This window comes from Stenotrophomonas sp. YJH_SMC_73 (assembly GCF_059370155.1).
In genome coordinates this window covers 677,350-702,769 of record NZ_JCAFTJ010000001.1, presented here as the reverse complement: position 1 = coordinate 702,769, position 25,420 = coordinate 677,350, and the positions used below count along the sequence as shown (strand labels likewise).

General features: G+C 67.4%; 26 protein-coding genes and 1 tRNA gene. 12 read left to right on the top strand and 15 right to left on the bottom strand.

Annotated elements, in window-relative coordinates:
- Positions 1 to 12: 12 nt before the first annotated feature.
- A complete protein-coding gene (locus AC5P8R_RS03145) occupies positions 13 to 2,169 on the bottom strand; it encodes a RelA/SpoT family protein (protein WP_142235268.1) in 2,157 nt (718 codons plus the stop codon).
- A 130-nt stretch (positions 2,170 to 2,299) separates the two neighbouring features.
- Here AC5P8R_RS03145 and AC5P8R_RS03140 point away from each other — a divergent pair, with 130 nt between their 5' ends.
- Positions 2,300 to 2,824: a hypothetical protein gene (locus AC5P8R_RS03140; RefSeq protein ID WP_014648104.1), complete on the top strand. Its 525-nt coding sequence runs from the start codon at positions 2,300 to 2,302 to the stop codon at positions 2,822 to 2,824.
- Positions 2,825 to 2,899: 75 nt separating this feature from the next.
- On the opposite strand, the gene hrpA is transcribed toward AC5P8R_RS03140, so the two are convergent.
- Positions 2,900 to 6,982, bottom strand: coding sequence for an ATP-dependent RNA helicase HrpA (gene hrpA / locus AC5P8R_RS03135; protein WP_049440316.1), 4,083 nt, complete (start codon positions 6,980 to 6,982; stop codon positions 2,900 to 2,902).
- An 86-nt stretch (positions 6,983 to 7,068) separates the two neighbouring features.
- Between hrpA and AC5P8R_RS03130 the strand changes: the two genes are divergently transcribed.
- The 6 genes from AC5P8R_RS03130 to AC5P8R_RS03105 all read left to right on the top strand — a co-directional run bounded on the left by AC5P8R_RS03130 (position 7,069) and on the right by AC5P8R_RS03105 (position 14,067).
- Positions 7,069 to 7,617: a Dps family protein gene (locus tag AC5P8R_RS03130; RefSeq protein ID WP_005410730.1), complete on the top strand. Its 549-nt coding sequence runs from the start codon at positions 7,069 to 7,071 to the stop codon at positions 7,615 to 7,617.
- A 571-nt stretch (positions 7,618 to 8,188) separates the two neighbouring features.
- On the top strand, positions 8,189 to 9,994 hold the full coding sequence (gene recQ / locus AC5P8R_RS03125) for a DNA helicase RecQ (protein ID WP_032958973.1): 1,806 nt from the start codon (positions 8,189 to 8,191) through the stop codon (positions 9,992 to 9,994).
- Positions 9,995 to 10,198: 204 nt separating this feature from the next.
- The gene (locus tag AC5P8R_RS03120; protein WP_014648107.1) at positions 10,199 to 10,579 is read left to right on the top strand and encodes a CopL family metal-binding regulatory protein; all 381 of its coding nucleotides are present in this window, start codon (positions 10,199 to 10,201) and stop codon (positions 10,577 to 10,579) included.
- A gap of 75 nt (positions 10,580 to 10,654) precedes the next feature.
- On the top strand, positions 10,655 to 12,466 hold the full coding sequence (locus AC5P8R_RS03115) for a copper resistance system multicopper oxidase (protein ID WP_227864318.1): 1,812 nt from the start codon (positions 10,655 to 10,657) through the stop codon (positions 12,464 to 12,466).
- Complete coding sequence (locus tag AC5P8R_RS03110) at positions 12,463 to 13,473, top strand: copper resistance protein B (protein WP_495222979.1); 1,011 nt, start codon at positions 12,463 to 12,465, stop codon at positions 13,471 to 13,473. The genes AC5P8R_RS03115 and AC5P8R_RS03110 overlap by 4 nt, the downstream gene beginning before the upstream one ends.
- Positions 13,474 to 13,554: 81 nt before the next feature.
- On the top strand, positions 13,555 to 14,067 hold the full coding sequence (locus AC5P8R_RS03105; RefSeq protein WP_495222978.1) for a GNAT family N-acetyltransferase: 513 nt from the start codon (positions 13,555 to 13,557) through the stop codon (positions 14,065 to 14,067).
- A gap of 78 nt (positions 14,068 to 14,145) precedes the next feature.
- On the opposite strand, the gene AC5P8R_RS03100 is transcribed toward AC5P8R_RS03105, so the two are convergent.
- Positions 14,146 to 14,451: a TFIIB-type zinc ribbon-containing protein gene (locus AC5P8R_RS03100; protein WP_046432080.1), complete on the bottom strand. Its 306-nt coding sequence runs from the start codon at positions 14,449 to 14,451 to the stop codon at positions 14,146 to 14,148.
- A gap of 149 nt (positions 14,452 to 14,600) precedes the next feature.
- On the opposite strand from AC5P8R_RS03100, the gene AC5P8R_RS03095 reads away from it, so the two are divergent.
- Both AC5P8R_RS03095 and AC5P8R_RS03090 read left to right on the top strand, forming a co-directional pair.
- Positions 14,601 to 15,368, top strand: a complete 768-nt coding sequence (locus AC5P8R_RS03095) for a CPBP family glutamic-type intramembrane protease (protein ID WP_495222977.1) — start codon at positions 14,601 to 14,603, stop codon at positions 15,366 to 15,368.
- Between the two features lie 92 nt (positions 15,369 to 15,460).
- Positions 15,461 to 15,883, top strand: coding sequence for a response regulator (locus AC5P8R_RS03090; RefSeq protein ID WP_014648113.1), 423 nt, complete (start codon positions 15,461 to 15,463; stop codon positions 15,881 to 15,883).
- Between the two features lie 8 nt (positions 15,884 to 15,891).
- Here the strand turns inward: AC5P8R_RS03090 and AC5P8R_RS03085 are convergent, their stop codons facing one another.
- From AC5P8R_RS03085 to AC5P8R_RS03055, 7 genes are all read right to left on the bottom strand, one after another.
- Positions 15,892 to 16,830 carry an alpha/beta hydrolase gene (locus AC5P8R_RS03085; protein ID WP_046432083.1) on the bottom strand — a complete coding sequence of 313 codons (939 nt, stop codon included), beginning with the start codon at positions 16,828 to 16,830 and terminating at the stop codon, positions 15,892 to 15,894.
- Between the two features lie 84 nt (positions 16,831 to 16,914).
- Positions 16,915 to 17,778 (bottom strand): alpha/beta hydrolase, encoded by an 864-nt coding sequence (locus AC5P8R_RS03080; protein ID WP_014648115.1) that lies wholly within the window; start codon positions 17,776 to 17,778, stop codon positions 16,915 to 16,917.
- Positions 17,779 to 17,827: 49 nt separating this feature from the next.
- A complete protein-coding gene (locus tag AC5P8R_RS03075; RefSeq protein WP_014648116.1) occupies positions 17,828 to 18,292 on the bottom strand; it encodes a lysis system spanin subunit in 465 nt (154 codons plus the stop codon).
- A 3-nt stretch (positions 18,293 to 18,295) separates the two neighbouring features.
- The gene (locus AC5P8R_RS03070; RefSeq protein WP_014648117.1) at positions 18,296 to 18,832 is read right to left on the bottom strand and encodes a glycoside hydrolase family protein; all 537 of its coding nucleotides are present in this window, start codon (positions 18,830 to 18,832) and stop codon (positions 18,296 to 18,298) included.
- The gene (locus tag AC5P8R_RS03065) at positions 18,829 to 19,026 is read right to left on the bottom strand and encodes a hypothetical protein (protein ID WP_014038210.1); all 198 of its coding nucleotides are present in this window, start codon (positions 19,024 to 19,026) and stop codon (positions 18,829 to 18,831) included. Before AC5P8R_RS03065 ends, AC5P8R_RS03070 begins: the two co-directional genes overlap by 4 nt.
- Before the next feature lie 125 nt (positions 19,027 to 19,151).
- The gene (locus AC5P8R_RS03060; protein ID WP_014038211.1) at positions 19,152 to 19,580 is read right to left on the bottom strand and encodes a hypothetical protein; all 429 of its coding nucleotides are present in this window, start codon (positions 19,578 to 19,580) and stop codon (positions 19,152 to 19,154) included.
- Positions 19,570 to 19,830 (bottom strand): helix-turn-helix domain-containing protein, encoded by a 261-nt coding sequence (locus AC5P8R_RS03055; RefSeq protein WP_032958958.1) that lies wholly within the window; start codon positions 19,828 to 19,830, stop codon positions 19,570 to 19,572. The genes AC5P8R_RS03060 and AC5P8R_RS03055 overlap by 11 nt, the downstream gene beginning before the upstream one ends.
- An 85-nt stretch (positions 19,831 to 19,915) precedes the next feature.
- Here AC5P8R_RS03055 and AC5P8R_RS03050 point away from each other — a divergent pair, with 85 nt between their 5' ends.
- Positions 19,916 to 20,422 (top strand): hypothetical protein, encoded by a 507-nt coding sequence (locus tag AC5P8R_RS03050; protein WP_069116304.1) that lies wholly within the window; start codon positions 19,916 to 19,918, stop codon positions 20,420 to 20,422.
- A gap of 88 nt (positions 20,423 to 20,510) precedes the next feature.
- On the top strand, positions 20,511 to 20,744 hold the full coding sequence (locus tag AC5P8R_RS03045; RefSeq protein WP_032958956.1) for a hypothetical protein: 234 nt from the start codon (positions 20,511 to 20,513) through the stop codon (positions 20,742 to 20,744).
- A 286-nt stretch (positions 20,745 to 21,030) separates the two neighbouring features.
- On the opposite strand, the gene AC5P8R_RS03040 is transcribed toward AC5P8R_RS03045, so the two are convergent.
- A tRNA-Lys gene (locus AC5P8R_RS03040) sits at positions 21,031 to 21,106 on the bottom strand.
- 177 nt (positions 21,107 to 21,283) lie between these two features.
- On the opposite strand from AC5P8R_RS03040, the gene AC5P8R_RS03035 reads away from it, so the two are divergent.
- Entirely contained in the window at positions 21,284 to 22,240 is a 957-nt protein-coding gene (locus AC5P8R_RS03035) for a DUF2268 domain-containing putative Zn-dependent protease (RefSeq protein WP_329890341.1), read from the top strand.
- A 139-nt stretch (positions 22,241 to 22,379) separates the two neighbouring features.
- Here the strand turns inward: AC5P8R_RS03035 and queC are convergent, their stop codons facing one another.
- From queC to pal, 4 genes are all read right to left on the bottom strand, one after another.
- Positions 22,380 to 23,045: a 7-cyano-7-deazaguanine synthase QueC gene (queC, locus tag AC5P8R_RS03030; RefSeq protein WP_032958954.1), complete on the bottom strand. Its 666-nt coding sequence runs from the start codon at positions 23,043 to 23,045 to the stop codon at positions 22,380 to 22,382.
- A gap of 78 nt (positions 23,046 to 23,123) precedes the next feature.
- Positions 23,124 to 23,825 carry a 7-carboxy-7-deazaguanine synthase QueE gene (gene queE / locus AC5P8R_RS03025; RefSeq protein ID WP_014648156.1) on the bottom strand — a complete coding sequence of 234 codons (702 nt, stop codon included), beginning with the start codon at positions 23,823 to 23,825 and terminating at the stop codon, positions 23,124 to 23,126.
- A 206-nt stretch (positions 23,826 to 24,031) separates the two neighbouring features.
- Positions 24,032 to 24,850: a tol-pal system protein YbgF gene (gene ybgF, locus AC5P8R_RS03020; RefSeq protein ID WP_014648157.1), complete on the bottom strand. Its 819-nt coding sequence runs from the start codon at positions 24,848 to 24,850 to the stop codon at positions 24,032 to 24,034.
- Positions 24,851 to 24,853: 3 nt separating this feature from the next.
- Entirely contained in the window at positions 24,854 to 25,372 is a 519-nt protein-coding gene (gene pal / locus AC5P8R_RS03015; RefSeq protein WP_014648158.1) for a peptidoglycan-associated lipoprotein Pal, read from the bottom strand.
- Positions 25,373 to 25,420: the final 48 nt, after the last annotated feature.

Below are 25,420 nucleotides of genomic sequence, written 5' to 3'. Positions count from 1 at the left end.
GCAGCGTGAAGCTCAGCCGAGGCGACGTGCCTCGCTCACGCCCGGCAGCGCATCAAGCTTGCCCAGCAGCGTCGACAACTGCCCGTAGTCGCTGACCTTCAGCCGCAGCCGCAGATGGGCACGGCCACTGTTGCGCACGTTGTCACTGTGGATGTCGAGCACGTAAGCGTCTTCCTGGGCGATCAGGTTGGTGATGTCCTTCAGCAGCCAGCGGCGGTCGACCGCGTCGACCACCACGTCCACTTCGTAGCCGCCACCGGCCTGGCCCCACTCCACCGGCAGGATGCGCTGCGGGCTGGCGGCGGCCAGCCGGGCCAGCGCGGCACAGTCTGCACGATGCACAGTGACACCACGGCTACGGGTCAGGTAGCCGACGATCGGCTCGCCGGCCACCGGCTGGCAGCAGCGTGCCAGCTGCACCAGCAGGTTGCCCACGCCCTGCACGGTGAACTTGGACTTGCCCAGGTTCTCGCGGCGCGCGGTCGGCCGCGGCAGGGTCGGCGCGGGCGCGGGCTGGCTGGCGGCACGTTCCGCCTCCAGCAACGTCCGGCTGACCTGGTTCGGGCCGGTATCGCCCAGCGCCACCTGGATGTACAGGTCATCGACGCTGTCGGCATGGAATTTCTTCGCCGCGACGGCCAGGTCCGAGTGCTGCAGGCCCAGCCGCTTCAGCTCGCGCTCGAGCAGCTCGCGACCGGCCTGCACGTTGCGCGCGCGGTCCAGCTTGTGGAACCAGCTGCGCACCTTCTCGCGCGAGCGGTTGCTGGCCAGGAAGCCATTGGCCGGCATCAGCCAGTCGCGGCGCGGGTCGGCCTCCTTGCCGGTCAGGATCTCGACGCGGTCGCCGCTGCGCAGGCGATAGGTCAGCGGCACGATACGGCCGTTGACCTTGGCGCCGCGGCAGCGATGCCCGACCATGGTGTGCACCTGGTAGGCGAAATCGAGCGGCGTAGCGCCCTGCGGCAGGTCCAGCACCTCGTCCTTCGGGCTCAGCGCATAGACCCGGTCCTCGGTCAGCTCGGCATCGAGCGCCCCGGCCAGTTCATTGCCCTGCCCGTCCTGCGCCTGCTCCAGCAGCTGGCGCATCCAGGTGATCTTGCGATCGAAGGACTTCTCCGCGCCCTTGCCGCCTTCCTTGTACTTCCAGTGCGCGGCCACGCCCAGCTCGGCCTGCGAGTGCATTTCATGGGTACGGATCTGCACTTCGATGGTGCGCCCTTCCGGGCCGACCACGGCGGTATGCAGCGAGCGATAGTCGTTGGCCTTCGGGCGTGCGATGTAATCATCGAACTCGCTTGGTACCGGCGCCCACAGCGCGTGCACCACGCCCAGCGCGGCGTAGCAGGCGGCGACGTCGTCGACCATTACGCGCACCGCACGGATGTCATACAGCTGGTCGAAGGCCAGCCGCTTCTTCTGCATCTTCCGCCAGATGCTGTAGATGTGCTTCGGGCGGCCGCTGACTTCGGCCTTGATGCCCTGGGCGACCAGCTCGCGCGACAGCACCTTCTTGACGTTCTCGACGTAACGCTCGCGGGCGATGCGGGTTTCGTCCACCTCGCGGGCGATGCGGCGGTAGGTTTCCGGTTCCAGGTGGCGGAACGCCAGGTCCTCCAGCTCCCACTTCAGCTGCCAGATGCCCAGGCGGTTGGCCAGGGGCGCGTGGATGTCGCGGGTCAGCTGGGCCAGCGCGCGGCGTTGCTCGTCGTCCAGCTTGTCGGCCGCGCGCATCCTCGCGAGCTGGCGCGCCAGCAGGATCGGCACCACGCGCAGGTCGCGGATGATCGCCAGCAGCAGCCGGCGCAGGCCCTCGCTGTTGCGTCCGGCCTCACGGCCGGCGTGCAGCGCCCACACCGGGTCGGCGGCATCCTGGCCGTCGAGCAGGCCGATCACCGCCGCCTGGTGGTTGCCCAGCGGCAGCTGGTCCAGGCTGGCACGCAGGCCCGGCAGGTCGAACAGCAATGCTGCCACCACCGCGCCTTCGTCGGCCGAGAGCATCGCCAGCGCATCGAGGGTATCGCCCAGCACCGACCATGTGGCACGCATCTGGTGGTCGCAATCCGGCGCTTCCCAATGCTCGCGCAGGGCCTGGCGCAGCGGAGCAGGCAGCACCGCTGCCGAGGGACGGTTCAACAAGGCATCCAGGCCAGGGACGGAAGCGCGGTTCACAGCATCGAGCAGGCAAGACAGAGGCCCCTACACTAGCGCCGGCGTCGTTCAGGGACAATCACTGCGGCCACCATCACCCGGCATGAAGACATGCCGCTACACTCGCCAACACATCCAGGAGAGACCCGCCATGCCTTCGATTGCCCTGCGCGTCCGTCCACGGCTGCTGGCCTGTGCCGCCGTGTTGCTGTCCCTGTCCGCGCCTGCGCTGGCCCAGCGCGTGGTGGAGGGCGACCTGCAGCAGCAGATGTCGCCCACCGAGTTCAAGGCCGCCGGCCTGGACAAGCTCAGCGCCGCTGAACTGGCCACGCTCAACCGCTGGCTGCAGGGCAAGGTCGAGGCGGCCACCACCCAGGCCGTCGCCGCAGCGCGCGAAGAAGGCCGCCAGGAAGTGATCAAGAAGAACCGCGGCTTCCTGGACTTCGGCAGCAGCGAACCGATCGAAAGCACCCTGCAGGGCGAATTCCGTGGCTTCGGCCAGGGCCGCCGCTACGTGCTGCAGAACGGCCAGGAGTGGGAGCAGATAGACGCCACGCACTATTCCGGTGGCCGCAAGGAAGCGCCGAACGTCAGCATGCGCCCAGGCGTGATGGGCGCCTGGTACATGAAGGTGGACGGGGTGAACGTGCAACCGAAGGTTCGTCGCACCAAGTAACGCCCGGGCATTCCGGCCGTGCCGGATCCATGCCCGGCGGCCATGGTCGCCCGATGGGGCGACCATGGCGCGCGTTCACGCCTGGCGAAGTGCAGCCACCCGCTGCGCCAGCTTCTTCGCCGAAATGCCGGTGCGTGCCCCCAGCTCCTGCGCGAACAACGACACCCGCAGCTCTTCCAGATCCCAACGCAGCGCCTGCCATTGCGGGCGATCACGCAGGCCCTGCTGCTCGCCCGCTTCCAGCGCCTCCAGGAACGGGTGCAATTCCAGCATGCGCGCCTGGTCACGCGGCGGATCACGCTTGGCACGCTCGGTGCGCAGGATCATCGCCTTCAGGTAGCGCGGGTACTGCGCCAGCGCGTCGGCCGGCGTGTCGCGCAGGAAGCCGGGGTGGATCAGCCCGGCCAGCTGCGCTTCCATGTCGTCCAGGTTGCCACGCGCCCAGCCCATCAACGGCGCCTCCAGCAACGGCTTCAGTTCCGCCACCAGCGCCAGGATGGACTCGGCCAGTTTCAGCCGCGACATCGCCTCGCCGAACAGGGCCTTGGCCGCATGCTCGCGGCGTTGCTCGAAGGCTGCCGCATCGCGGATGTCTTCCAGGCCTTCGGCCAGCACCGCGTTCATCGCCGCATCCACCAGGTCTCCACGCAGGCGTTCCTGCGATTCGATCGCGGCATACAGCAGGCCGGTCTTGGCACCCACCGGCAGCTGCTTGCGCGCCTGCTTGACCTTCTCGGCCAGGGCAATCTCCAGCAGCCGGCGCACACCCAGCGGGTGGGCCTCCTGCGCCTGCTGGCGATCGGCGAAGATGCGCAGCGCCACGCTGTCGCCCTCGTCCAGCAGCGCCGGATAGGCCGGAACGCCGGCTTCACCGGGCACCTGCAGCGGAATCGGCGCGGCCGGGAACGTGCGCAGGCCATCGGCCGCCATCTCGCGCCCCGCCCGTGCAGCGAAGGCATCGCCGGCACGGCCGCCGAATTTCGCGCGCAACGCATCCAGATCCCGCGAGGTCGCCAGCACCTTGCCGTGCTCGTCGCGCAGGCGCAGGTTCATGTGCAGGTGCGGTTCGATCGAAGCGGGTTCGAAATCGAGCGCCGTCACCGTCGCGCCGGTGGCACGTGACAAAAAGCGCGCCAGTTCGCCAGTGATGGCATCGGCGCTGGGCTGCGGGAATGCCTCGAAGAACGCACGACCGAAGTCCGGCGCCGGCACGTAGTTGCGGCGCATCGCCTTGGGCAGGCTGCGGATGAGTGCCGAAGCCTTGTCGGCGACGAAGCCAGGCGCCAGCCAGCCCAGCTGCACCGGGTCCAGCGCGTTGAGCAGGTGCAGCGGCACGTCCAGGGTCACGCCGTCATCATCGGCACCCGGCTCGAAGCGGTAGTGCAGTGGCAGGCGCGCCTGGCCCAGTGGCAGGTACTTCGGGTAGCGCTCCTGTTCGCTGCCCTCACCCGGCAACAGGTCGACCAGTGACCAGTGCAGGGTCTTGCGCTGTTCCGGCGCCAGCCCCTTCCACCAGGTATCCAGCCCTGCGGCCGAATGGATCTGCGGCGGCACCCGGTCCAGGTACCAGCGCGCCTGCCAGTCCTCGTCGGCCACGATGCCGGCGCGGCGCAGCTTCGCTTCCTCCTCGCGGGCGACCTCCAGCACTTTCTGGTTGTCGGCCACGAAGCTGGCGCGGGTGTTGATCTCGCCGGTCACCAGCGCCTGGCGCACGAAGATGTCGTGCGCCTCGCCCGGTGCGATGCGGCCGTAGTGCACCGGCTTCTTCGGTGCCAGCACCAGGCCGAACAGGCTGATCTGCTCGGAGGCCAGCACCTGGCCCTGCGCGCGCGACCAGTGCGGGTCGAAGTGCTTGCGCAGCAGCAGGTGCGGCAGTTCGGCGATGACCCAGTCCGGCTCGATCGCGGCCAGGGTCATGCCCCAGACCTTCTGCGTGTCCAGCAGGTTGGCCACCAGCAACCACGGCGGCGGGCGCTTGGACAGCGCCGAACCGGGGAACGGCAGGAAACGGCGCTGGCGTGGCGCCTGGAAATCGCCCTTCTCGGTGCGGTGCCCGATCTGCGTCGGCAGGCCCGCCACCAACGCCCGGTGCAGGGTCTGGTAGGCAGCCGCGCGCACGCGTTCGCTGAAGCCGCCGCCCGCCGGTGCCTGCTCCTTCTGTGCACGTACGGCCACCGGCGTCGGCGCCGCTTCGGCCTTGCCTTCGCGGGCCAGGCGTGCAGCGCGGTGCAGCTGGCCACGGGTGGCCTTCACTGCGGCGGCATCATCACGCGCTGCCGCCGGCGCACTGCTGCCGGCCAGCAACGGCGCCATCGACGCCTCGCTGGCCTCTTCCTTCCAGCCCAGTTCCTCGCACAGCAGCCGCAGCTGGCGGTGCAGCTCGCGCCACTCGCGCATGCGCAGGAAGCCGAGGAAATGACGGCCGCACCAGTCGCGCAGCTTGGACTGGGTCAGGTCTTCATGGGCCTGCCGGTAGGCATCCCACAGGCGCAGCACGCCAACGAACTCGGAACGACCATCGGCGAACTGCGCATGCGCGCTGTCGGCGGCACCGCGTGCTTCGGGCGGACGTTCGCGCGGGTCCTGGATGCCCAGGAACGAGGCGATCACCAGCATCGGCCGCAGGCAGCCGGCGGCCTGCGCGGCGACCAGCATGCGCGCCAGCTTCACGTCCACCGGCAGGCGTGCCATCTGCTTGCCGATGGTGGTCATGCGCCGCTCGGCGTCGATCGCACCCAGTTCGGTCAGCTGCTGCCAGCCATCGGCCACCGCACGCTCGTCCGGCGCTTCCAGGAACGGAAACTCCTCGATGCGGCCCAGGCCCAGCTGCAGCATGCGCAGGATCACCCCGGCCAGGCTGGAGCGGCGGATTTCCGGATCGGTGAACTCCGGCCGCGCCTGGAAATCGGCTTCGGCGTACAGGCGGTAACAGATGCCCTCGGCGATACGGCCGCAGCGGCCCTTGCGCTGGTTGGCACTGGCCTGCGAGATCGGCTCGATGTGCAGGCGGTCCAGCTTGTTGCGCGGACTGTAGCGCTTGACGCGGGCAAAGCCCGGATCGACCACGTAGCGGATGCGCGGCACCGTCAGCGAGGTCTCCGCGACGTTGGTGGCCAGCACGATGCGCCGGTTCGGCCCGGGATTGAACACCCGGTCCTGGTCCTGGTTGGACAGCCGCGCATAGAGCGGCAGCACCTCGGTGTTGCGGTACTTGCGGCGCTCCAGCGACTGGTGCGCATCGCGGATCTCGCGTTCGCCCGGCAGGAAGATCAGCACGTCGCCGCGCGCATCCAGGCGGGTGATCTCGTCGATGGCCGACACGATGGCGTCGTTGACGGTGCGTTCGCCCTGGTCTTCGCCCTCGCCTTCCAGCGCGCGATAGCGCACTTCCACCGGGTAGGTGCGGCCTTCGACGCTGATCACCGGCGCATTGTCGAAATGCTGGGCGAAGCGTTCGGTATCGATGGTGGCCGAGGTGACGATCAGTTTCAGGTCCGGGCGCTTGCGCAGCAGCTGCTTCAGGTAGCCCAGCAGGAAATCGATGTTGAGGCTGCGTTCGTGCGCCTCGTCGACGATGATCGTGTCGTAGTTCGACAACCAGCGGTCACTGGCGATCTCCGCCAGCAGGATGCCGTCGGTCATGAACTTGATGCGGCTGTCGTCGCTGACCTTGTCGTTGAAGCGCACCTGGTAGCCGACCAGCTGGCCCAGTTCGCTCTGCAGTTCCTGCGCCACGCGGCTTGCCACCGCACGTGCGGCAATCCGTCGCGGCTGGGTGCAACCGATCATGCCGGCCTGGCCACGGCCTGCGGCCAGGCACAGTTTCGGCAGCTGGGTGGTCTTGCCCGAGCCGGTTTCACCAGCGATCACCACCACCTGATGGTCGCGGATCAGCCCGATGATGGCGTCGGCTTCACGCGCAATCGGCAGCTGCGGGTCCAGAGTAATGGACGGCTGCTGCTGCGCCCGGACCTGCCGGCGCTGCACCGACGCCTGCAAGGCCTGCTCGAAGGTAGCGGCCAACGCCGCATCCTGTGGCTTGGCCTGGCAACGCGAGAGCATCCCCAGCAAACGGCCCCGGTCGCGGCTCATGGCGCCGTCGATGGCGGCGCGCTGTTGGCGCAGGCGGGACGATGGATTTTTATCGATAGAGTTCATCAATCGGTTCGTTCAAAACTTTGATAGCGACCAGTCATCACGACCGGTTTATTGTGAAGGCCAACGATTCCACAAGGAGGAACCCCATGGCGAAGACCAAGAGCACGACCAAGGCCAAGACCGGCAAGCAGAAGCTTGCAGCGGCGGCACCGTCGGCGCCGAACATCGATATCGGGATCACCCAGGGCGACCGCAAGAAGATCGCCGACGGTCTGTCGCGCTTCCAGGCCGATGCGTTCACGCTCTACCTGAAGACGCACAACTTCCACTGGAACGTGACCGGGTCGATGTTCAACTCGCTGCACACCATGTTCGAGACGCAGTACACCGAGCAGTGGGCGGCACTGGACGACGTGGCCGAGCGCATCCGCGCGCTGGGCTTCAATGCCCCGGGCTCCTACCGGGAATTCGCTGCGCTGACCTCGATCGCCGAGGAACCGGGCCTGACCGACAGCGCGGACTGGCGTGAAATGGTACGCCAGTTGGTGGTCGCCAACGAAGCAGTCTGCCGTACGGCACGTGAAGTGCTGGAGGTGGCGGCCAAGGGAGACGACGCCCCGACCGAGGATCTGATGACCCAGCGGCTGCAGACCCACGAGAAGTACGCCTGGATGCTGCGCTCGCTGCTGCAGTAAGAGTTGGGGGGCCCGGCAGGGCTGCGCCCTGCACCCGCAGAGGCCTTAAAGCCAAGGCCAGAGCCAGAGCAAAAGCTGGCCTCCTGTGGGTAGGCGGGATGGGGCCGGTGGCAGGGGACGCCGTAAACCCGTCCTTGGGGGCTTGGCCGCGGCATCCATGCCGCGGACACCCCTGCCACCGGACCCACCCCGCCTTCGGCAGTTCTCCGCGATCTGCCGGCAAAGCCATTGGGGTCGGATCCGTTTTCCGACGGAAAACGGATCCGACCCCATTTTGTTTGTCGAGTTCTGACAGTTTTCATCCACGCATGGCGTGGATTGATCTGGCCCCCGTCACCGGGAAACTGTCGGGGGTGGGGCGGTGTGGGCTTGCAGGACCGTTGGCGCCATGGATGGCGCCATCGAGCCCCCAAGGACGGGTTTACGGCGTGTCCTGCAAGCCCACACCGCCCCGCCCAATAAGCAGACAGCCCAGAGCCGGCTGTTGCCTTTGACGTTGCACTGGCTTGCAGCAGGTGCAGGGCGCAGCCCTGCCGAACCCCTACCCCTCCCTCCGGGGTAAACTAACCGGATGGCTTCCCGTCCCGCGCACGACCTGCTCCAACGCGTCTTTGGTTACGACGATTTCCGTGGTCCGCAGCAGGACATCGTGGAGCATGTGGCTGCCGGTCACGATGCCCTGGTGCTGATGCCCACCGGCGGCGGCAAATCGCTGTGCTACCAGGTCCCGGCCCTGCTGCGTGACGGTTGCGGCATCGTCATCTCGCCGCTGATCGCGCTGATGCAGGACCAGGTCGAAGCCCTGCGCCAGCTCGGCGTGCGCGCCGAGTACCTGAATTCCACCCTGGATGCCGAGACTGCCGGCCGCGTCGAGCGCGAACTGCTCGCCGGTGAGCTGGACATGCTCTATGTCGCTCCCGAGCGGCTGCTGACCGGTCGCTTCCTGTCGCTGCTGTCGCGCAGCCAGATCGCCCTGTTCGCCATCGACGAAGCACACTGCGTGTCGCAGTGGGGCCACGACTTCCGCCCGGAATACCGCCAGCTGACCGTGCTGCACGAGCGCTGGCCGCAGATCCCGAGGATCGCGCTGACCGCCACCGCCGATCCGCCAACCCAGCGCGAGATCGCCGAGCGCCTGGATCTGCAGGAAGCACGCCACTTCGTCAGCTCCTTCGACCGCCCCAACATCCGCTACACCGTGGTGCAGAAGGACAACGCCCGCAAGCAGCTGACCGACTTCCTGCGCAGCCACCGCGGCGAGGCCGGCATCGTCTACTGCATGTCGCGGCGCAAGGTCGAGGAGACCGCTGAATTCCTCTGCGGCCAGGGCTTCAACGCCCTGCCCTACCACGCCGGCCTGCCGCCGGACGTGCGCGCGAACAACCAGCGCCGCTTCCTGCGCGAGGACGGCATCGTGATGTGCGCCACCATCGCCTTCGGCATGGGCATCGACAAGCCGGACGTGCGCTTTGTCGCGCATACCGACCTGCCCAAGTCGATGGAAGGCTACTACCAGGAAACCGGCCGCGCCGGTCGCGATGGCGAGGCCGCCGAGGCCTGGCTGTGCTACGGCCTGGGCGACGTGGTGCTGCTCAAGCAGATGATCGAGCAGTCCGAGGCCGGCGAAGAGCGCAAGCAGCTGGAGCGGGCCAAGCTCGACCATCTGCTGGGCTACTGCGAATCCATGCAGTGCCGCCGCCAGGTGCTGCTGGCCGGTTTCGGCGAGACCTACCCCCAGCCCTGCGGCAACTGCGACAACTGCCTGACACCGCCGGCCTCGTGGGACGCGACCATTCCGGCACAGAAGGCGCTGAGCTGCGTCTACCGCAGCGGCCAGCGCTTCGGCGTCGGCCACCTGATCGACATCCTGCGTGGCAGCGAGAACGAGAAGGTGAAGCAGCAGGGCCACGACAAGCTCAGCACCTATGCGATCGGTCGCGATCTGGATGCGCGCACCTGGCGCAGCGTGTTCCGCCAACTGGTCGCCGCCAGCCTGCTGGAAGTGGACAGCGAGGGCCACGGCGGCCTGCGCCTGACCGACGCCAGCCGCGACGTACTGACCGGCCGCCGACAGATCAGCATGCGCCGCGACCCGGCCAGCAGCACCAGCGGGCGCGAGCGCAGTGCGCAGCGTACCGGGCTGTCGGTACTGCCGCAGGATCTGGCGCTGTTCAACGCCCTGCGCGGCCTGCGTGCCGAACTGGCCCGCGAACAGAACGTGCCGGCGTTCGTGATCTTCCACGACAGCACCCTGCGCAACATCGCCGAACAGCGCCCGACCAGCCTGGATGCACTGGCACGGGTCGGCGGCATCGGCGGCACCAAGCTGAGCCGTTACGGCCCGCGCCTGGTCGAGATCGTGCGCGAAGAGGGCTGACGGTATCGCGTTGCCGCGCTGCGCGGCCGCCGGGCATGGTCCCAACGGCGCGCGGGCGCCCCTGTAGAGCCGAGCCCACGCTCGGCTGCCCCTGCGCGAACAGCAGCCGAGCGCGGGCCCGGCTCCACCTTGGTGCAGCTCCAACCTTGAACCGGCCATTCAGCCGGAAGTGCATCCGCGCCCGCTTGCGGCTAGATTAGCGCCATGTCCCTGGCTTCGACCCTGCTTCGTGTCGTGCTCATGCTCAGCCTGTTGCTCAACGGGCTGAACGCGGCCATGGCCAGCGGTCATGAAGAAATGGGGCGGATGGCACACGCCGTCGCGGCCGCCGCAGCTGGCGGTGACGCCGACTGCCACCACGCCGGCATGCAGGCCGACCCGGCCCCGCAGGCCAAGGCCCCCGCCCACGACGCCCACTGCCAGATCAAGGACTGCGTGCGCAGCTGTGCCCAGCACCCGTTGCTGGTGGTGCAGCCGTTGCCGTTCATGGCCGGCCCGGCGTTGTCGCTGGCACCACAGCCGATGCCGGCCACCGGCCGTCCGGCGCCGCCGCTGCCGCCGATCTCACGCCCTCCCATCGGCTGATTCCACATGCACCGTGCGCCCTGCGCACCGTAGCCGGCCACCTGCCGGCGCCTTTACGTGTCTGGAGTCACCACCATGAATACCCGCATTCCCCCCGGTCCGGGCGCCGTGCCCATGCCGTCGCGCCGCCTGTTCGTGCAGGGCCTGGCCGCCGGCGGCGTGGTTGCCGGCATCGCCGCCGTCGGCGTACCACAGCGCGCGCTCGCCGCCGCCACGGCCACCCCGCGCCTGGCCGGCGCCCCAGCCGTGCTCAGCGACACCCGCATCGAACTGGCCATCGGCGAATCACTGGCCAACTTCACCGGCCGCACCCGCCCGGCGATCACCGTCAATGGATCGCTGCCGGCGCCGATCCTGCGCTGGCGCGAAGGCCAGACCGTGGACCTGTTCGTGCGCAACACGCTGGAACGCCACCCGACCTCGATCCACTGGCACGGCATCCTGCTGCCGGCCAACATGGACGGCGTGCCCGGCCTGAGCTTCAACGGCATCGGCCCCGGCGAGACCTACCACTACCACTTCCAGCTGAAGCAGTCGGGTACCTACTGGTACCACAGCCACTCGATGTTCCAGGAGCAGGCCGGCCTGTACGGCGCGCTGATCATCGATCCGGCCGAACCGGCGCCGTACAGGCACGACCGCGAGCACGTGATCATGCTGTCCGACTGGACCGACATGGATCCGGGTGCGCTGTTCCGGCGCATGAAGAAGCTCGCCGAGCATGACAACTACTACAAGCGCACCCTGCCCGACTTCCTGCGTGACGTGAAGCGCGGGGGCTGGTCAGCCGCGCTGTCCGACCGTGGCATGTGGGGGCGGATGCGGATGACGCCGACCGACATCTCCGACATCAACGCCCACACCTACACCTACCTGATGAACGGCACCGCCCCGGCCGGCAACTGGACAGGGCTGTTCCGCAGCGGCGAGAAGGTGCTGCTGCGTTTCATCAATGGCGCCTCGATGACCTACTTCGATGTGCGCATTCCCGGCCTGAAGATGACCGTGGTCGCCGCCGATGGCCAGTACATCCACCCGGTCAGCATCGATGAATTCCGCATCGCGCCGGCCGAGACCTACGATGTGCTGGTGGAACCGAGCGGCCAGGATGCCTACACGATCTTCTGCCAGGACATGGGCCGCACCGGCCACGCTGCCGGCACGCTGGCGGTGCGCCATGGCCTGCAGGCGCCGATTCCCGAGCGCGACCCGCGCCCGTTGCTGACGATGAGCGACATGGGCCACGACATGGGCAGTGGTGGCCACGGCGGCCACGACATGACCGCGATGAAGGGCATGGAAGGCGGCTGCGGCGCCAGCATGGGCCACGGTGCGCATGGCGGCGGTGATGCCGCCAGCAAGGCGCCAAAGCACCCGCCCAGCGAGCGCAACAACCCGCTGGTGGACATGCAGAGCTCGGCGACCGAACCGAAGCTGGACGACCCCGGCATCGGCCTGCGCGACAACGGCCGCCAGGTGCTGACCTATGGCGCGATGCGCAGCCTGTTCGAGGACCCCGATGGCCGCGAGCCCAGCCGTGAGATCGAACTGCACCTGACCGGGCACATGGAGAAATTCTCCTGGTCGTTCGATGGCATTCCGTTCGCCAGCGCCGAACCGCTGCGGCTGAACTACGGCGAGCGCATGCGCATCGTGCTGGTCAACGACACCATGATGCAGCACCCGATCCACCTGCATGGCGTGTGGAGCGATCTGGAGAACGCGCAGGAGGAATTCCAGGTGCGCAAGCACACCATCGACATGCCGCCCGGCACCCGCCGCAGCTACCGCGTGCGCGCCGATGCGCTCGGCCGCTGGGCCTACCACTGCCATCTGCTGTACCACATGGAAGCGGGCATGATGCGCGAAGTGAGGATCGAAGAATGAGCCGCTCACTGCTTTCCCCCAGCCTGCTGGCCCTGGGCCTGGCCGCCGCATTGCCGGTGTTCGCGCAGTCGCACGCCGGGCATGACATGGCCGCGATGGATCCGCCCGCAAAGACCGCCAACGCGCCGGCCGAACAGGCCGATCATTCGAAGATGGAACATTCGAAGATGGATTCGGGCGCCACAGATCATGCCGGCATGGATCACTCGAAGGTGGACCATGGCGCGATGCAACCGGCGGCGATGGACCATTCGCAGATGGACCACGGGGCAATGGGCCATGCCACGCCCGCGCCCACCGAACCGCGCGCCCCCATCCCGGTGCCGACCGATGCCGACCGCGCTGCCGCATTCCCACCGATCGCGCACGGTGCGATGGAGCATGCGCCGGAGATCAACAGCCTGCTGCTGATCGACCGCCTCGAACATTGGGACGGCAAGAGCAGCAATGGCCAGGCCTGGGAGGCCACCGGCTGGATCGGTGGCAACATCAACCGCCTGTGGCTGCGCACCGATGGCGAACGCAGCCGCGGCCGCACCGAGTCATCGTCGCTGGAAGCACTGTATGGCCGCAGCGTGTCGCCGTGGTGGGACGTGCTGGTCGGCGTGCGCCAGGACTTCCGCCCGGCCGACTCGCGCACGTGGGCGGCCATCGGCATCCAGGGGCTGGCACCGTACAAGTTCGAGAGCTCGGCCACGCTGTATATGGGTTCCGGCGGCCAGGTGCTGGCCAAGGCCGAGGTCGAGTACGACGTGCTGCTGACCAACCGCCTGATCCTGCAGCCGCTGCTGGAAGCCACCATCGCGGCCAAGGATGAACCGGAGTACGGCATTGGTCGCGGACTGAACAAGGTCGAAGCCGGGCTACGCCTGCGCTATGAGTTCAGCCGCCGTTTTGCGCCATACATCGGCATCAGCCACGAGCGCACGTTTGGCGACACCGCCGACTATGCCGGTGACCACGCGCGCGACACACGCTGGGTGGCCGGCGTACGCATGTGGTTCTGAGCAGCGGTTCGTGAGCAATGGCCAGCCCCGGCAGCCGCCGGGGCCGGCTACACTGCGCCACGTTCCAGTGCAGGCACCGCCATGTCGTTGCAGATCCGCCGCGCCACCCTTGCCGATGTCGATGCCCTGTCGGCGATCGCCATCACCACCTACACCGAAACCTGGGGCGACTCGTACCCCGAGCAGGAGCTGCATGATTTCCTGCAGGCGCACTACAGCAGCGAACCGCAGCGCACTGAACTGTCCGACCCACGCAGTGCCATCTGGCTGCTGATGGACGGCGACGCCGTGGTCGGCTACCTGGCCGCCGGTGCCAACACCCTGCCGCATGCCGATGCACGCGAGGGCGACATCGAACTGAAGCGGTTCTACATCCTGGCCGCACACCAGAACGGCGGCCATGGTGCACGCCTGATGGACGCGTTCATGGCCTGGCTGGACCAGCCGCAGCGCCGCACCCTGTGGGTGGGCGTATGGGAAGAAAACTTCGGCGCGCAGCGCTTCTACGCGCGCTATGGCTGCAGCAAGGTCGGCGAGTACGATTTCATCGTCGGTGATACCCACGACCGCGAGTTCATCCTGCGGCGGCCGTGATCATGCAGCCCATGTAGCGTCGAGCCATGCTTGGCCAGGGGCCGCAATATCCAGTCGAGCATGGCTCGACGCTACAAACTAGAAATCGAACAGTTCCGACAGGAAGCTGTCCTTCTTCTTTTTCTTGTAGCCCTGGCCCCGGTTGTCCTCGTAGCGCTGGCCGAGGTGGCGGGTATCACGGTGCATCACCGGTGGCGGCGACGCCGGCTGAGCCAGCACGGGCGCTGGCGGCGGTACGGCCGCACCAGCGCCTGCGCGCTCGATGATCTTGTCCAGCTCGCCACGATCCAGCCACACGCCGCGGCAACTTGGGCAGTAATCGATCTCGATGCCGTGGCGTTCGGCCATCTGCAGCGTCTGGGTCTTGCACACGGGGCACAGCATCGGTATTGCTCCTGTCGGTCTGGTTTCGACTGTACCTGCACCGCGATGACTGTGCGGCAACGCGTGACCGATGGCACAGGGACTTCCGGCGCGTGCCCACATGCGTACCGCGCGGCACACTGCGCCCTTGTTCCACAGGGAATGCGTACATGACCGTGTTGTCCCGCCTGCCCACCACCGCGCGCCTGTTGCTGCTGCTGCTGGGTGTCGGCCTTGGCCTGAACCTGCGGGATATCGCCGCGGCCATCGGCACACCGGTTCCCGCACTGCCCATCCCCTATGGCGGCAGCCTGTTGGACAACGCGCTGGCGGTACTGGTGACACTGCTGCTGGCCGCGCTGCTGCGGCCCCGTGACATGGGCCTGATGGCCAGCTTGGGACTGCGCGGAAACGGCTGGGGCGGCCCGTTGTGGGTGCTGCTGGCCAGCCTGCCCTGCTGGCTGGGACTGGCGCTGCTCGGAACTCCGAACACGGCACTGACTGCGCTGGATGCCACGATGCTGGCCGCGCTGTTCCCGCTGGCCGAGGAAGTGCTGTTCCGTGGCCTCGGCTTCGTGCTGCTGGTGAAGATCGTGCGCGGTCCGTGGCCGTTGCTCGCGCTGCCGCAGGCACTGCTGTTCGGCATGGTGCACTGGCTCGGCTTCGGCGGGTTCGACGGCGGCGGCATCGCACTGTTCATTGGCGCGGTGATCGCGCTGGGCGGCTTCATCTTCGCCTGGCTCGACCACCTCGACGGCGACACCCTGTGGTGCGGCCTGATCCTGCATGTTTCGATGAACCTTGCCTGGAATGTGTTCAGCCTCGATGACGCCATCGCATTGGGTTGGCAGGCCACCGGCCTGCGCATCGGCACCGCCCTGCTCGCGGTGGCGGTGCTGGCCTGGCACGTGCGGTTCAGGCGCCAGAGAGGGCTGTAACGCCCGCTTAGCTTGCCGTGCACGTCGGGATCACTGCCGGCTTGCGCATACTTGCGCGCCTTTTCACCGTTGCTGTCCGGAGTTGTCGCGTCATGTTGCTGTCCAAGCGCCACGTTGAACCCCGCGTCCTGCTCATCGAGGACGCCGAGGAAACCCGCGAGCTGAGCCGACTGGCGCTGGAAAGCCAGGCCTGCCACGTAGTGGGCGTGAGCTCTGCCGAAGCGGCGCTGGGCCTGCTGGCGGCCGGTGAGCGTTTCGACCTGCTGTTCACCGACGTCAATCTGGGTGCGATCAGTGGCATTGAAGCCGCCAACCGGGTCCGCAGCCTGTATCCCCAGCTGCCGATCCTGGTGACGTCGGGCATGGACCAGCACCAGGTGCTGCCGCAGCTCCGCGACGGCATCCATTTCCTGCCCAAACCCTACAACATGAGCGAGCTGCTCGACGCCATCCGGCTGTGCTTCCGGCACGCCGATGTGGGCGTATTGACCGGGCCGGACGCACAGGCGGCCTGAGGCACTCATCAACCGCTGCTGTACGGCCCGGTACCCGGGAACACCTTCAGCAGCGCGCGGGTGATCATGTCCGGGTAGACGGTGAAATGGTCCTCGCCGTCGATCACCATGTTCTCCACCTTCAATGATCGCCCGCTGCTGCGCAGCTGCTCGGCGAACTCGGCGTTGTGGCGCAGCATGTCGTTGCGGGTGAAATAGCGCGGCTCCGGCTTGACCGTTTCGAAGCTGCCGATCGACAGCACCACCGTGGTCGGCTGCGCAGGCGCCTTGGCTTCGGCCAGCATGCGCGGCACCCGATGGTTGTCGAACCACAGCGACGGGCTGGACAGGATGTAGCTGCGGAACATGTCCGGGCGCGTGGTCAGCACGTAGGCGCCGAACAGGCCGCCATAGGAATGACCGGCATAGGCTCGCCGCGCCGGATCGGTGCGGTAGCGCGCATCGATCAGCGGCAGTACGCGCTCGGCGAGGAAGTCGCGGTAATGCGCGGCGCCGCCGTAGCTGACGTCGTCGCTGTAGTCACGCGGATCGGTGCGCGCCGGATCGCTCGGCGTGTAATCCCGCGAGCGGCTCTGCCTGGAGGTCAGGCCTTCCTGCGGCGGCAGCCCGACCAGGATGAAATCCTCGATGTTGACGCCCTTCTGCCCGACCAGGTTGCGCACGCTGCGCACCAGCGGGAAGCTGTACAGCGCATCGGTCACGTACAGCACCGGATAGTGCTTTTCCGGATGTGCGGCGTAGTCGGCCGGCAACGCCACCCAGATCGGGTAATCGCGTCCCACCGGGTCGTGCACGCGCAGCGCCTCGGTATCCGGCAGCACCACGCCCTGCGCGGCGGTGGCCGCGCTTTCCTTCGCTTCATCCGGAGTTGCCGGTGGCGCCACCGACATCGCACAGCCCCCCATGGCCAGGCAGGCCGCCACACTCCATCCACGCACACGCTGCATCCACACTCTCCCGTTGCGGGCGACGCACCCGGGTGGCGTCGCTACCGCATCCTCACACGTCGCGCGGCGCCGCGCCACGCGCGGTCAGGGCGAGGCCGGCGGCGGCGCCGGGAACAGTGTGCGCAGCGCCTGCAATGCGGCCGGGTGGTAGACGGTCGCGTGGGTTTCCTCCGGCAGCGGCAGGTACTTCACCAGCGGCGACGGCGAGGCCTGCTGCAGCAGCGCGGCCAGTCGTGCCGTGGAGGCGGCCAGTTCCGGTTGCCCGCTGCTGGCCAGGAACACGTGCGGCTGTGCACGCGTCACCGCCGGCAGCTGCCGGGATGCTCCGGCCAGCATCGCACCACGGTTCCACCACAGGCTGGGGTCCAGCGCGATATAGCTGTTGAACAGCGTCGGCTCCTGCAGCAGCGTCTCGACCACGAACAGGCCAGCCAGCGACTCACCGATCAGCGCACGCTCGTCTGTGGTCGGGTAGCGCTGGCGTACCTGCGGCATCAGTTCATCGCGCAGGAAGCTGCGGTAGGCCGCCGAGCCACCGATGCGTGGCGCGATCTTCTGGTCCTGCGGGTCGCTGCTGGGGCCGGTCATGTCGCGGCGGCGCTCGGTATTCTCGATGCCGACCAGCAGGAACGGACGCATGCTGCCATTGCCGGTCAGCACCTGCACCAGCCCTGCCACATGCAGGAAATCCTCGCCGATGCCGCCATCGGCCATGTACAGCACCGGCAGCGGCGCCTTCGGATCCAGGCCCCAGGGCTGCGGACGATAGACATTGATGCGGCGGGTCTCGCCCAGTGCCTTCGACTGCACGGTGAAGGTCTCGCCGATCACCAGTGGTGCGGCCGCAGCGGTCGATGCCGGCGGTGCTGCCGACACGGTGGGAACAGCTGCGAGGCCCGGCCCTGCGGCGGCCAGCAGGATCAGGGCGGAGAGAGCGACGACGCGCATGCGAACTTCCATTTTCGAGAGGACGGCCAGCATAACTGCGCCGGCGCCCTCAACGGCGATCCAGTTCGATCACGGCCTGGCAGGCACGGAGCTGGTCGTCGGCATCGCGTCCGATTCGAACAAGCGCTGCCGCAACCTCTGCTCGTAACTGGGCGCCCGCATCACGTTCGCCGGTGCGGGCGGCGGCTTCGGACAGACGGCCGGTATGGCACGCGGCGAGGTCGTCGCGCAGGCGGAGAGTGCCAGCGCGCAGGGCAGCCACCACATCGGCATCCACCTCGGCCGCGCGCTCACGATCCTGTTCATGTTGTTCCCCCAGTGAGGCCATCGCCTCGCTCCGTTCTTCCTGATCCCGGCGCAACCGCCGTTCGGACTGCACCGCGCCGGCCTGTTGCTCCACATCGGCACGCGCCATCGCGAGGTCGCTGCGATCACCGCGCCAACGCCAGCCAGTCATGAACATCAGCAACGACCACAGCAGCAGCGACGCCATCACCACCAGCATGCGCGGCATGGGTCACTGCTCCGCCAGGCAACGCGCGTGGCGCTGCTGCTGGCGCTCCCACACTCCCCAGCACACGGTGTTGGGGCGGCCGTCGATGCGGGTTGAACAGTCGTAGCCCCCTGCCCGTCTCCACAGCAGCAAGGCATCGCAGGCCTGGTGATACTCACCCTGCAGCAGATGCCGGCGCATCGACGACGCGCGCCAGTTGCCGATGCCGTACTGGTAGAGGAAATCGACATAGACGTCGTACTCGCCCTGGCTGAGCGCCACACCGGGCAGCGACGCGCGGAACTGCCCTTCCTCCCTGGCCAGATGAGCCTGCACGGCATGCAGCGCGCGTACTGGCGTGGTGCGGTCGCCCAGCCTCACCGGCGTGCCATCCTCGCGAACGGTCGAGCCGAAGCCATAGGTGGGCCGGTCATTGCGCGTGGGCACCACTGCGGCGTCGGTGTATCCCTCGCGGTCAACGATGGCGATCAGGCCCGCAGCACTCAGCGCAAGCGCGGCGACCAGGCTGCGTACCGGCAATGTACTGCCGGGCCGGCTCATTCGCGCTCCCTGCGGCGCCATTCGCGCAGCCAGCGCCAGCCCAGATAGGCAATCTGCGCCGCCAGGTAGATGATGGTGAGGACCACGACCAGGCGGTCCAGGGTGATGCCGGCTGCAAGCGCACCGGCGACGGTAACCGGCGGCGCCGACTTGATGGCCGCCGCGCCGGCCGTGCTGATGATTTCTTCTTTCATGATGGGTCCTGGAGGGAATGCAGGCCGCGTCGCATCGACGTGGCCCGAAGAGGTGCCCGCCCCGCTGCCGGCTCGGCACGAGGGTTGTTCCGGTCGGGAGGCGGGCGGAAGATCGGTTCCGCCGCTCATGCGGCCTGGGCGATGCCCTCCATCCAGCCACGTACGCGCTGGAAGCCAAGTTCGACCAGGTTGAGGTAATGCCGGTTGGATACCGGCCGCTGCCCGCTGTTGGCCAGCAGCAGATTCGCCGTTTCGAATCGTTCGACCTTGCGTCGGCCACGCCCGCAGTAGTAGCCGCGCAGCGCACAGGCCATCGCCACGTTGTCACGCGCGACCGCCGTGATGATGTCTTCGATCTGCTGCGCCAGCTGATCGGTTTCCAGAGGCTTGTAGCCCTGGGCCCGCCCCGGCATGTCACCACGATGCTCGATCAGCACCGCCAGCAGGTTGCGCGACTGGAAGCCGAGGTATTCGCAGTCGCGATGCAGCGCATATTCGCCGCCCCAGTGCTCCAGGCGGCTGCGGACATACTCACCGAACGTATCAAGCTGCATGGGTGGCTTCTCCTTTGACGGGCGACGGGGCCGGACCGAACACATCCGGGCGCAGGGATTCGCGGCGCACGGCGCCCGCAGTGGCCAGCTCGATGCGCCGGCACAGGCGCGCGCCGGGCAGCTTGTGGCCGCGGGCGATCATGTAGAGGGTCCGCAGCGCGCAACCGGTCTGGTGGGCCAGGCGGCGCATGACGGGACAGCTGGGGGTGCCGTAGCCCCCTTGGGAGATGGCGTAGTCGATGAGGTTCATGGGCCACACATTACTGCCACGGTAATGGATAGTCAATACCGTTTTGGTCATTTGCTGGATTGGTAATGCAGCGCACCATCTACAGATGGACGCCAGTACCGCTCGCACCCTCAACATGCGCCTCCGCGTGGCCGCCGCCGGCGGCCCGGCCGAGTGGGCCCGCCTGTACGGTGGCACCCGCTGGGCCCAGCCCCAGGTCAGCCAGTGGATTTCCGAGAGCAACCCGAAGAGCATCGGCCATCGGCTTGCGCGCGATCTTGAATCAGTGATGCAGCTTCCACATGGAACGCTGGATCGCGTCGATCAGGACGGAGACGTGTCGCTTCAGTCTCAATCTGCGGGACTGGATTTCGAGAAAATGAGCGCTGCGGTCAAGGTGCTTTCGCACTACCTGGAGCTGGTCGGCGATCCACCGGAATGGATCTACGATCCCGTGCTGCTGGAGACCGCATTCATGGTCGTGGACGAGTTCGGTCAGCCCTCTGCACCGGACAATGTGCTCGACCTGACGAAGCTTCTGGCAAGACGGATCAGGGAGGCAAAGGATGACTCACACGCGACTCGAGGAGCTCGCACAGCGGTTGGCCGCTAGGACCCAGGAACTGCGCGGCGAGCGCACCCCGGCGCCGGCATTGCGGGTGGTGGCGGGAGACGCACATGTGGTCCGCGGGGAGAGGCGCATGGACGCGATCATGCGCGAGTGGCATTGCCGCATGATCCGCAACGTACGCCGACGCTGGGGCGAACCCATGCAGCATGTGATCGACCAGGCATGTTGCGGTGTGGTCAACATCGAGCAGCTCGCCGACGACGCACTGATCCAGTTGCACAAGGACATGGAGCGCGCGGAGGAGTGCATCCGCGAGGGCATTTCCTTCCACGACGCCGGGCTGTTGCGCGCGCATTACGGCTGACAGCGTCCCTCGCCGGCCGGAAACGGCCGGTTCTGATGAGATCAATTACCTTAAATTACCGATATTGTTACCTTAGTGGTAACTTTGAGGTAAGCGACGTGGGACAACAGCGATGGAAGCAGGTGCGCGGAGCGCCGCTTCCCCGCACCCGCTGCCAGCGGGCGCCGGGAGTCGATAGCACCTGCAACACCGCATCGTTGCAGCGGCGCTTCCCCCATTGCGGAAGTGCTTTGAAGGAAGCAACAAAAAAGGCGCCCCTTGGGCGCCTTCTTGATCGTCAATGCAATGGTGGGCCGTGAAGGATTCGAACCTTCGACCAAAAGATTAAAAGTCTTCTGCTCTACCGACTGAGCTAACGGCCCGATGCATCGCCCGGCCTTTCGGCGGGGTCCGCATTCTACCCTACTTTGCCGGGTCGCGCGAAGTACAGGGGTGTTGCGTGTGCCGGCCAGCGGCCGGCACTACCCGGTCGGGTCAGCCCGCTTAAACCTTCCGGGCCTTCCACGCATCCCACCCATGTTCACCACCCGGAGCCACGGATGCGCTTTTCCAGCTATCTGATCGCCATCCTGCTGTTGCCCTGCACAGCAGTGGCCTCGCCGTCCCAGGTCGTCACTGACGACATCGCCCGCTTCTGGGCCACCTATGACGCGGTGCGCGCCGAGCCTGATGCCGAACGCCGCGTGGTGCTGGTCCAGCAACGCTACATCGATCCCGGCAGCCCCGGACTGCATGCACTGATGCAGGTCCGCAACTACACGGCCCGCGAATACGCCGAGGCCATGCAGTCATGGCCACGCTTCTGGACTTCGGTACGGCCGTTGACTGCGAACGCGCAGCAGGCCAGCGCCACGCTGGACCGGGACCTGGACGCGTTCCGCGCGCTCTACCCTGCACTACGTCCGGCCACCATCACCTACGCGATGGGCGTGCTGCGTACGGGCGGCACCACGTTGGGCGACAAGGTGTTGATCGGGGCGGAGATGGCGCTGGGCGATGAGCGCGTGGACGTAAGCGAGCTGCCCGCGCCGATGCGCGGCCGCCTGCGGATCTTCTACGACAGCCGCCCCGGTGCGAACAACGCGCAGAACAACCTGCACGAGTACGTGCATACCCAGCAGCGCGAGACCACCGGCAGCCTGGCCCAGTACGCAGTACGCGAAGGCGTAGCCGAATACGTGGCAGAGCGCATCAGCGGTCGCCGTCCGGCACTGCCGCTGTACGCCTATGGGCCCGCGCACGAGGCACAAATCCGCACGCGCTTCCTTGCCGAGATGCACGGTGACAGCCTGGACAACTGGCTGTACAACAGCGCGCGCAATCCGTTCGGGGTGAGTGATCTGGGCTACTACGCCGGATACCGCATCGCGCAGGAGTACATGCGCCAACAGACCGACGAGGGGGCCGCCATCGCGCGGATGATCGAACTGGACTACGCCGATCCGGACGCGGTGCGCGGCTTCATCGAGGCATCGGGATGGTTGCAGGCCCGGTAGGTCAAGGAGTGCGAACCAACGGTTCGCACCCACCGAGAGGGGGGGGCGCACCCACCGAGAGGGGCGGCTTGCACACACCAAGAAGGGGCGGTTCGCACCTGCAGTGAAGCCGGCCAGCGGCCGGCTCTACCAGACGCGGTCAGGCGTACAGCGTGGGGTCGGGCACGCCGGCCTCGGCAAAGCCCTGCGCGCGCAGGCGGCAGGCATCGCAATGACCGCAGGCGGCGCCGTGAGCGTCGGCGTTGTAGCAGGACACGGTCAGGCCGAAGTCCACGCCCAGGCGCACGCCTTCGCTGACGATCTGGCCCTTGCTGAGGAACTGCAGCGGTGCGTGCACCTTGATGCCCGCACCTTCCACGCCCGACTTGGTGGCCAGGTTGGCCAGCGCCTGGAACGCCGCCACGAACTCGGGGCGGCAGTCCGGGTAGCCGGAGTAATCCACGGCGTTGACGCCGCAGAAGATGTCGTTGGCGCCAAGCACTTCGGCCCAGCCCAGGGCCAGCGACAGCATGATGGTGTTGCGCGCCGGCACATAGGTGACCGGAATGCCGGCACCGCCGGCCTCCGGCACGTCGATGTCGTCGGTCAGTGCCGAGCCGCCGATGCTGCGCAGGTCCACGTCCACGGTCTTGTGCGCGACCACGCCCTGGGCCTTGGCCACGCGGGCGGCAGCGTCCAGTTCGGAGGTATGGCGCTGGCCATAGCGCACGCTCAGGGCATGCACGGCGAAGCCCTGTTCCTGGGCCATGGCGATGACGGCGGCTGAATCCATGCCGCCGGAGAGAAGCACGACTGCCTTCTTCATGGGAAAAACATCCGGTTGGGAGGGGAAAGCCAGCACGCTGTCCCGCGCCGGAGTTACATCAGGGGACGCTGCGCCGGCTCATCGGCCCGGCTCGTCGTTCCACAGGATTTTATGCAACTGCATCTGGAAGCGCACCGGCAGCCGGTCTTCGACAATCCAGTCGGCCAGCTGCCGCGCGGTGATCTCGCCCTTGCTGGGCGAGAAGAACACGGTGCAGCGCTGCACCAGGCCGTGCCCGGCGACCATCGCCTTGGCCCAGTCGTAGTCCTCGCGGTTGCAGATGACGAACTTGATCTGGTCGCGGGCGGTCAGCAGCGACAGGTTTTCCAGGCGGTTGCGGGCGGCTTCGGCCGAACCCGGCGTCTTGATGTCGACGACGCGCGACACCCGCGGGTCCACCGCGCTGACGTCCAGCGCACCGGAGGTTTCCAGCGAGACGTCCATGCCGGCATCGCACAGCTTTTCCAACAGCACCAGGCAGCGCTTCTGCGCCAACGGCTCGCCACCGGTCACGCACACGTGGCGCACGCCCTGGGCCAGCACCTCGGCCACGATGTCGTCGATATCCCACCAGGTGCCGCCGTGGAAGGCATAGGCGGTGTCGCAGTACTGGCAACGCAGCGGGCAGCCGGTCAGGCGCACGAACACGGTTGGCCAGCCGGCGGTATCGGCTTCGCCCTGCAGCGAGGTGAAGATCTCGGTGATCTTCAGGCGTGGCAGGGGCGACTGCACGATCTCACTGGGCGTGGCGGCGGCGCTGGACGGAGTAACGGCGGTCATGGCGGGTACTTCTTGGTGGGACACGTGGCGGGTGGGCTACCGTGGCCGGTAACGAACGCAGCCGAGCATGGCTCGGCTCTACGAAAACAACCGGGCAGACAGGGCCCGGCGCTGCCGGATCCGGGCGGGTTTGCCGAACCGGAAACGAAAGCAGCCGAGCGTGGGCTCGGCTCTACAGGGCACCTATTGTACGCCGGGTCAGCGGATCAGCGGATCTGCTTGCCGAGGCGGATGGACTGCAGACGGTCCTGCGCGGTGCGCGCGGCGTCCGAGCCGGGGTACTGCGCCACGACGGCCTCCAGCGTCTGCTGGGCCTGGTCGACCTTGCCCTCGCCATACTGCGAGAGACCGACCTTGAGCAGGCCGCCGGCGGCCTTGTCGTGGGTCGGATAGCGCGAGAGCAGTTCGCGGAACTGGGTCTCGGCCATCGGGAAGTTGCGGGTGGCGTAGTAGCTCTCGCCCAGCCAGTACAGCGCGTTCGGCGCGTAGACGCCGTTCGGGTACAGCTGCAGGAAGCTCAGGAACAACTGCGCCGAATCATCGTACTTGCCGGCCTTCAGCGAATCGAAGGCGACGTTGTAGGAGGTGCGCTCGTCGCCGGTGGCGGCAAGACTGCCGGCATCACCGTGGACGGAAGGCGGCCGCTCGGAAGTGGCCGCCGCTGCGGGTTTTGCCGGGGCCGGTGCGGCCTTCGGCGCGCTCGCCGGAACGGGCGGCAGGGCCGGGGCGGCATTGCCCCCTTCCAACCGGTTCAGGCGGCTGTCCAGATCCAGGTACTGGTCCTGGGCGGACTGCTTGAGCTGGGCGTTGTCGTGCTGCAACTGCTCGATCGAGGCCTGCAGGCTGGTGACCTGCTGCCGCAGCTGATTGATCTGGTTCAACAGGTCCTGGTTGGCGCTGTTGTTGTACATCTGCTGCTCGAGCGCGCCGACACGGTCGGCCAGGCTCTGTCGCTGTGCATGCGCCGGTGCGGCAGCCACGAGGGCTGCCGCAACGACCAGCATCAGTTTGATGCCAGTGCGCATGGATTACTGCGCGGTGTAGACGATTTCGACGCGACGGTTCTGCGACCAGCAGGACTCGTTCGACTCGGTGCAGACCGGACGCTCTTCACCGTAGGACACGACGGTCAGCTGCGAAGCCGAGCCACCGTTGGCCTGCAGGGCCGAGTTGACGCCGTTGCCACGACGCTCACCCAGGGCCTGGTTGTACGCGCGCGAACCGCGTTCGTCGGTGTGGCCCTGCAGGGTGATGCGCGAGGACGGACGGTCACGCAGGTACTTGGCGTGGCAAGCCATGATGGCCTGGAATTCCGGCTTCACGTCTTCCTTGTCCAGGTCGAAGTAGACAACGCGCTGGCGCAGGCAAGCGTCGGTGTCCAGGTCGCCCGGGCCGTACAGGCCGGAGGTCGACGGACCGGTCGGGGTGGTGGTGGAGGTGCCGGTGTCGACCGGGGTTGCCGGCTCTTCCTTCACCTTCTTCGAGCAACCGGCCAGGACGGCCACAGACAGCAGGGAAACAAGCAGAACGCGGGTGGACTTGTTCATGGCGATACCTTTGTGGCTCCTAGGCCGATGAGGGGTTCAAGACAGCGA

Excerpts from the sequence above, each read along its gene's own strand:
- AC5P8R_RS03140 (WP_014648104.1), top strand. The coding sequence starts at position 2,300 with ATGCCTTCGATTGCCCTGCGCGTCCGTCCACGGCTGCTGGCCTGTGCC.
- hrpA (WP_049440316.1), bottom strand. The coding sequence starts at position 6,982 with ATGAACTCTATCGATAAAAATCCATCGTCCCGCCTGCGCCAACAGCGC.
- AC5P8R_RS03130 (WP_005410730.1), top strand. The coding sequence starts at position 7,069 with ATGGCGAAGACCAAGAGCACGACCAAGGCCAAGACCGGCAAGCAGAAG.
- recQ (WP_032958973.1), top strand. The coding sequence starts at position 8,189 with ATGGCTTCCCGTCCCGCGCACGACCTGCTCCAACGCGTCTTTGGTTAC.
- AC5P8R_RS03120 (WP_014648107.1), top strand. The coding sequence starts at position 10,199 with ATGTCCCTGGCTTCGACCCTGCTTCGTGTCGTGCTCATGCTCAGCCTG.
- AC5P8R_RS03115 (WP_227864318.1), top strand. The coding sequence starts at position 10,655 with ATGAATACCCGCATTCCCCCCGGTCCGGGCGCCGTGCCCATGCCGTCG.
- AC5P8R_RS03110 (WP_495222979.1), top strand. The coding sequence starts at position 12,463 with ATGAGCCGCTCACTGCTTTCCCCCAGCCTGCTGGCCCTGGGCCTGGCC.
- AC5P8R_RS03105 (WP_495222978.1), top strand. The coding sequence starts at position 13,555 with ATGTCGTTGCAGATCCGCCGCGCCACCCTTGCCGATGTCGATGCCCTG.
- AC5P8R_RS03100 (WP_046432080.1), bottom strand. The coding sequence starts at position 14,451 with ATGCTGTGCCCCGTGTGCAAGACCCAGACGCTGCAGATGGCCGAACGC.
- AC5P8R_RS03095 (WP_495222977.1), top strand. The coding sequence starts at position 14,601 with ATGACCGTGTTGTCCCGCCTGCCCACCACCGCGCGCCTGTTGCTGCTG.
- AC5P8R_RS03090 (WP_014648113.1), top strand. The coding sequence starts at position 15,461 with ATGTTGCTGTCCAAGCGCCACGTTGAACCCCGCGTCCTGCTCATCGAG.
- AC5P8R_RS03085 (WP_046432083.1), bottom strand. The coding sequence starts at position 16,830 with ATGCAGCGTGTGCGTGGATGGAGTGTGGCGGCCTGCCTGGCCATGGGG.
- AC5P8R_RS03080 (WP_014648115.1), bottom strand. The coding sequence starts at position 17,778 with ATGCGCGTCGTCGCTCTCTCCGCCCTGATCCTGCTGGCCGCCGCAGGG.
- AC5P8R_RS03075 (WP_014648116.1), bottom strand. The coding sequence starts at position 18,292 with ATGCCGCGCATGCTGGTGGTGATGGCGTCGCTGCTGCTGTGGTCGTTG.
- AC5P8R_RS03070 (WP_014648117.1), bottom strand. The coding sequence starts at position 18,832 with ATGAGCCGGCCCGGCAGTACATTGCCGGTACGCAGCCTGGTCGCCGCG.
- AC5P8R_RS03065 (WP_014038210.1), bottom strand. The coding sequence starts at position 19,026 with ATGAAAGAAGAAATCATCAGCACGGCCGGCGCGGCGGCCATCAAGTCG.
- AC5P8R_RS03060 (WP_014038211.1), bottom strand. The coding sequence starts at position 19,580 with ATGCAGCTTGATACGTTCGGTGAGTATGTCCGCAGCCGCCTGGAGCAC.
- AC5P8R_RS03055 (WP_032958958.1), bottom strand. The coding sequence starts at position 19,830 with ATGAACCTCATCGACTACGCCATCTCCCAAGGGGGCTACGGCACCCCC.
- AC5P8R_RS03050 (WP_069116304.1), top strand. The coding sequence starts at position 19,916 with ATGGACGCCAGTACCGCTCGCACCCTCAACATGCGCCTCCGCGTGGCC.
- AC5P8R_RS03045 (WP_032958956.1), top strand. The coding sequence starts at position 20,511 with ATGGACGCGATCATGCGCGAGTGGCATTGCCGCATGATCCGCAACGTA.
- AC5P8R_RS03035 (WP_329890341.1), top strand. The coding sequence starts at position 21,284 with ATGCGCTTTTCCAGCTATCTGATCGCCATCCTGCTGTTGCCCTGCACA.
- queC (WP_032958954.1), bottom strand. The coding sequence starts at position 23,045 with ATGAAGAAGGCAGTCGTGCTTCTCTCCGGCGGCATGGATTCAGCCGCC.
- queE (WP_014648156.1), bottom strand. The coding sequence starts at position 23,825 with ATGACCGCCGTTACTCCGTCCAGCGCCGCCGCCACGCCCAGTGAGATC.
- ybgF (WP_014648157.1), bottom strand. The coding sequence starts at position 24,850 with ATGCGCACTGGCATCAAACTGATGCTGGTCGTTGCGGCAGCCCTCGTG.
- pal (WP_014648158.1), bottom strand. The coding sequence starts at position 25,372 with ATGAACAAGTCCACCCGCGTTCTGCTTGTTTCCCTGCTGTCTGTGGCC.